1 pseudogene is annotated in these 745 nt (G+C 67.7%); it reads left to right on the top strand.

Going from position 1 to position 745, the window contains the following annotated elements:
- A pseudogene (locus tag MOV75_RS40505) lies at positions 1 to 745 on the top strand (lytic transglycosylase domain-containing protein); the annotation flags it as partial.

Genomic DNA, 745 nt, shown 5'->3' with positions numbered 1-745 from the left:
CGATGCGGACAGGGCCGCGCGGCTCGTGCGCGAGGCCTGGCGCGCCGACGAATTGTCGGAGCGCAGCGAGGAGGATTCCTACGAAGCGTTCCGCGATCTCCTCACCGCGGACGATCACCGTGCCCGCATGGACAAGCGGCTCGGCGCCAAGGACTATTCGGGCGCGCGGCGTGCCGCAAAACGGCTCGGCGAGGATGCGCTCGCAATCGTCAAGGCCTGCGCCGCCGTCACCGGCAAGGCCAGCAAGGCCAAGGATTATCTCGAGGACGTCCCGGCTGACGCGCGCCGCGATCTCGGCTATGTGCTGTGCCGCGCGCAATGGCACCTCCAGAAGGACCGGATCGACGACGCGGCCGAGGTGATCCTGGCCGCCGCGCCCGACACCATGGCGGCCCAGGACACCGATGCCTGGTGGCGCGAGCGTCGCCTGCTCGCACGCAAGCTGCTCGACCAGGACAAGTTCAAAACGGCATATGATGTGGTGCGTACGGCCGCGGTGCCGGACAAGGAAGTCTACCGCGTCGACTATCATTTCATGTGCGGCTGGATCGCGCTAAGATTCCTCGACGATCCCAAGGCTGCGATGGTGCACTTCGCCGCCATCGACGAAGGCTCGGCCAATCCGATCGCGCTGTCGCGCGCCCATTACTGGCGCGGCCGTGCCGCCGAGGCGATGGGCGCGACCGCCGATGCGCGCATGAGCTATCGGGCGGCATCGCGCTATCCGACCGCCTATTACGGCCAG

It is taken from the genome of Bradyrhizobium sp. PRIMUS42 (assembly GCF_023006515.1).
Classification (GTDB): Bacteria; Pseudomonadota; Alphaproteobacteria; order Rhizobiales; family Xanthobacteraceae; genus Bradyrhizobium.
This window is presented reverse-complemented; position numbering and strand designations above follow the sequence as displayed.